4 protein-coding genes are annotated in these 3,554 nt (G+C 71.5%); 2 read left to right on the top strand and 2 right to left on the bottom strand.

All coding sequences use genetic code 11. The features are described from left to right. Positions 1–30: 30 nt before the first annotated feature. A complete protein-coding gene (locus AE652_RS37740) occupies positions 31–981 on the bottom strand; it encodes a LysR substrate-binding domain-containing protein (RefSeq protein ID WP_082346232.1) in 951 nt (316 codons plus the stop codon). A gap of 191 nt (positions 982–1,172) precedes the next feature. On the opposite strand from AE652_RS37740, the gene AE652_RS37745 reads away from it, so the two are divergent. Both AE652_RS37745 and AE652_RS37750 read left to right on the top strand, forming a co-directional pair. Beyond that, a complete protein-coding gene (locus AE652_RS37745; protein WP_049659815.1) occupies positions 1,173–1,724 on the top strand; it encodes a peroxiredoxin in 552 nt (183 codons plus the stop codon). A gap of 3 nt (positions 1,725–1,727) precedes the next feature. Next, positions 1,728–2,270: an alkyl hydroperoxide reductase gene (locus tag AE652_RS37750; RefSeq protein ID WP_049659817.1), complete on the top strand. Its 543-nt coding sequence runs from the start codon at positions 1,728–1,730 to the stop codon at positions 2,268–2,270. Between the two features lie 96 nt (positions 2,271–2,366). Here AE652_RS37750 and AE652_RS37755 read toward each other — a convergent pair. Next, positions 2,367–3,554: AI-2E family transporter (locus AE652_RS37755; RefSeq protein WP_082346233.1), on the bottom strand; the 1,188-nt coding region annotated here is incomplete at its 5' end.

The raw sequence follows: 3,554 nt of genomic DNA on the forward strand, positions 1-3,554 counted from the left end.
CCGAAGATTGATCACAACATCACACAGGCCCTAGGACACGATCCGGACCGGCAGCTCCACCAGCACCTCGCGCAGCGCGGCCGCGAAGCGCTCGTACTCGGCGCTGCGGGCCGAGCCCGGCCGGACGGCCAGCCCGATCCGGCGACCGGGCGCCGGGGCGGCGAAGCGGACGGCGGCCAGCCGGTCGGTGCGCCCGGCCTCGACGTCCAGTGCGGTGGCGGGCAGCAGGGTCACCCCGAGGCCGCCGGCGACCAGCTGGACCAGGGTGGACAGGCCGGCCGCCCGGGTGGTCGAGCCCGCCGGGTCGGCACCGACCTCGCGGCAGATGTCCAGCGCCTGGTCGCGCAGGCAGTGGCCCTCCTCCAGCAGCAGGACCTCCAGGTCGAGCAGCACGTCGCGCGGTACGTCGATCCGACCGGCAAGCGGGTGGGTGGGCGGCGTGAGCAGGACGAAGTCCTCGTCGAACAGCGGGATGTCCCTGGTCGGCGAGGTCCCGCCGGCCGGCAGCGCGAGCAGCAGGACGTCCAGCCGCCCGGCGGCCAGGCCCTCCAGCAGCGAGGGGGTGCGCTCCTCGTGGACGTGCGGCTCCAGGTCCGGGAAGCGGTCGCGGACCAGCCGCAGCACGGTGGGCAGCAGGTAGGGCGCGACGGTCGGGATGACGCCCAGGTGCAGCGGCCCGGTGAACGGGCGGCGGGCGGCCTCGACCTCCTCGGTGAGGGCCTGCAGCGAGGCGAGCACCCGGCGGGCGTGCTGGTGCACGCGCTCCCCCAATGGGGTGACAATCACCTTGCGCGTCGTACGCTCGACCAGTTGCGCGCCCAGCGACTCCTCCAGCGCCGCGACCGCCCCGGACAGCGCGGGCTGGCTGGTCCCGGTGGCGGCGGCGGCCTCCCGGAAGTGCCGGTGCTCGGCCACCGCGACGAAGGCCCGCAGCTGGGCGACGGTCGGGGTGCGCGGGCTGCGGACTGTGGCGCTCGCCACAGTCGGGTCGGCCTTCGTGCCGCCCTTCCTGCGGGAACCCGGCCGCGACGTGGGGGATTCGTTACTGATAACAATCTCCGATCAGACACATCCAGTGTAGCTATTTCCCTGATCAGTCCACGATGTGGAACTGTGAGCGGTGTCCGGATTCCGGACAAAGCTCCCCTCATCTCACTTCAGGAGAAGCGAACGTGCTCACGATCGGTGACAAGTTCCCCGAGTTCGACCTCAAGGCCTGTGTCGACCTGGATGCCGCGAGCGCCTTCGCCGACATCAACCACAAGTCCTACGAGGGCAAGTGGAAGGTCGTCTTCTTCTGGCCGATGGACTTCACCTTCGTCTGCCCGACCGAGATCGCCGCGTTCGGCAAGCTGAACGACGAGTTCGCCGACCGCGACGCCCAGATCCTCGGCGTCTCCGGCGACTCCGAGTTCGTGCACCACGCCTGGCGCAAGGACCACAAGGACCTGCGCGACCTGCCCTTCCCGATGCTGGCCGACATCAAGCACGAGCTGATGCGCGCCTGCGGCGTCGAGGGCGAGGACGGCACCGCCCAGCGCGCCGTCTTCATCGTCGACCCGAACAACGAGATCCAGTTCGTCATGGTCACCGCCGGCTCCGTCGGCCGTAACCCCAAGGAGGTCCTGCGGGTGCTGGACGCCCTGCAGACCGACGAGCTGTGCCCGTGCAACTGGAACAAGGGCGAGGACACCCTCGACGCCCAGGCCCTGCTGGCGGGCTGACCCATGGCTCTCGACGACCTGAAGGCCGCCCTCCCGGACTACGCCAAGGACCTCAAGCTCAACCTGGGCTCGGTCATCGGCAACTCCGACCTCCCCGCCCAGCAGCTCTGGGGCACCGTGCTGTCCTGCGCGATGGCCACCCGCAGCCCCGGCCTGCTGCGCGAGCTGGAGCCCGAGGCCAAGGCCAACCTCTCCCCGGAGGCGTACACCGCCGCCAAGGGCGCGGCCGCGATCATGGGGATGAACAACGTCTACTACCGGACGCTGCACCTGCTCTCCGACAAGGAGTACAGCACGATGCGGGCCGGTCTGCGGATGAACATCATCGGCACCCCGGGCGTCGAGAAGGTCGACTTCGAGCTCTGGTGCTTCGCGGTCTCGGCCATCAACGGCTGCGGCCAGTGCCTCGACTCGCACGAGGCCGTGCTGCGCAAGGCCGGCGTCGAGCGCGAGGTCGTCCAGGCCTCGATGAAGATCGCCGCCGTCCTCCAGGCCGTGGCCGGCGTCCTCGACTCCGAGGCCGCCCTGGCGGACGTCACCGCCTGACGCACCCCGGCACCCCGACGGGCCCCTCCCGGACACCATGTCCGCGAGGGGCCCGTCGTCGTTCTCCCGCGCCGGTCGCCCCGGCACGGCGGGGGGTCAGTCGGTGGCGGGCGCGGCCGACGGGGCGGGGTGGGCGGCCGCGGTGCGCTCGGCGGCGGGTTCGGCCGCGCGCCCCGCCGTACGCTCGGCGGCCTCACGGGCGGCTTCGAGCGCGGTGAAGACGGCCTGGCCGGCCTCGTTGCGACGGCGCAGGTGGGCGACCACGGTGTTGGTGACGGCGATCAGCGGGACGGCGACCACCGCGCCGCCGATGCCGCCGATGATGCCGCCGGCCGCGACGCCGAGGACGACGCCGAGCGGGTGGACCCGGACGGCCCGGCCGAGGATCAGCGGCTGGAGGATGTGGCTCTCCACCTGCATCACCGCGACCAGCACCACCAGCACCATCAGCGCCGTCCACGGCCCCTGGGTGACCAGCGCGATCAGCACCGCCACGGTGCCGGTGATCAGCGCGCCGACCAGCGGGACGAAGGCGCCCAGGAAGATGATCACGGCCAGCGGCAGCGCCAGCGGCACGCCCAGCAGGTCGACGCCGATGCCGATGCAGAGCGCGTCGATGAAGGCCACGCAGACCGTGCCGCGCACGTAGGCGGTGAGCGTCGCCCAGGCCTTCGGGCCGGCCCCGGCCATCGCGAACCGGGAGTGCCGGGGCAGGCCGCGCAGCGCCCAGTTCCAGATCTTCGCGCCGTCGTAGAGGAAGAAGAAGGTGGTGAAGAAGGTCATCAGCAGCGCGGTCAGCACCTCGACGGCGATCTGCGCGCCTGTGATCGAGGCCGAGGTGAGCTGATCGGTGTTGGTGGTGATGGCCTTGGTGATCTGGTTGGCGAAGTCGGTGATCTGCTGCTGGGTCAGGTGCAGCGGCCCGGTGACCAGCCAGTCCCGCAGCTGGTTGACGCCGGTCTTCACCTGGGTGGTGACGTCCGAGAGGTTGGTCGACACCTGCCAGACGACGAACCAGCCGACCAGCCCGATCCCGGCCAGACCACTCAGGAAGACCCCTCCCGCCGCCAGCGAGCGCGGCACCCCGTGTCGGCGCAGCCAGGAGACCGAGGGCTCCAGCAGCGCGGTGATCAGCAGCGAGGCCAGCACCGAGAAGGCCACCAGCCGCAGCATGTCGACCACGTAGAAGACGACGTAGAGCGCGGCGCCGAGCAGCAGCAGCCGCCAGGTCGACTCGGCGGCCACCCGCAGGCCCCACGGCACCGCCTCGGCGGGCGTGGCCGG

The sequence above is a fragment of the Kitasatospora sp. MY 5-36 genome, assembly GCF_001182915.1.
Classification (GTDB): Bacteria; Actinomycetota; Actinomycetes; order Streptomycetales; family Streptomycetaceae; genus Kitasatospora.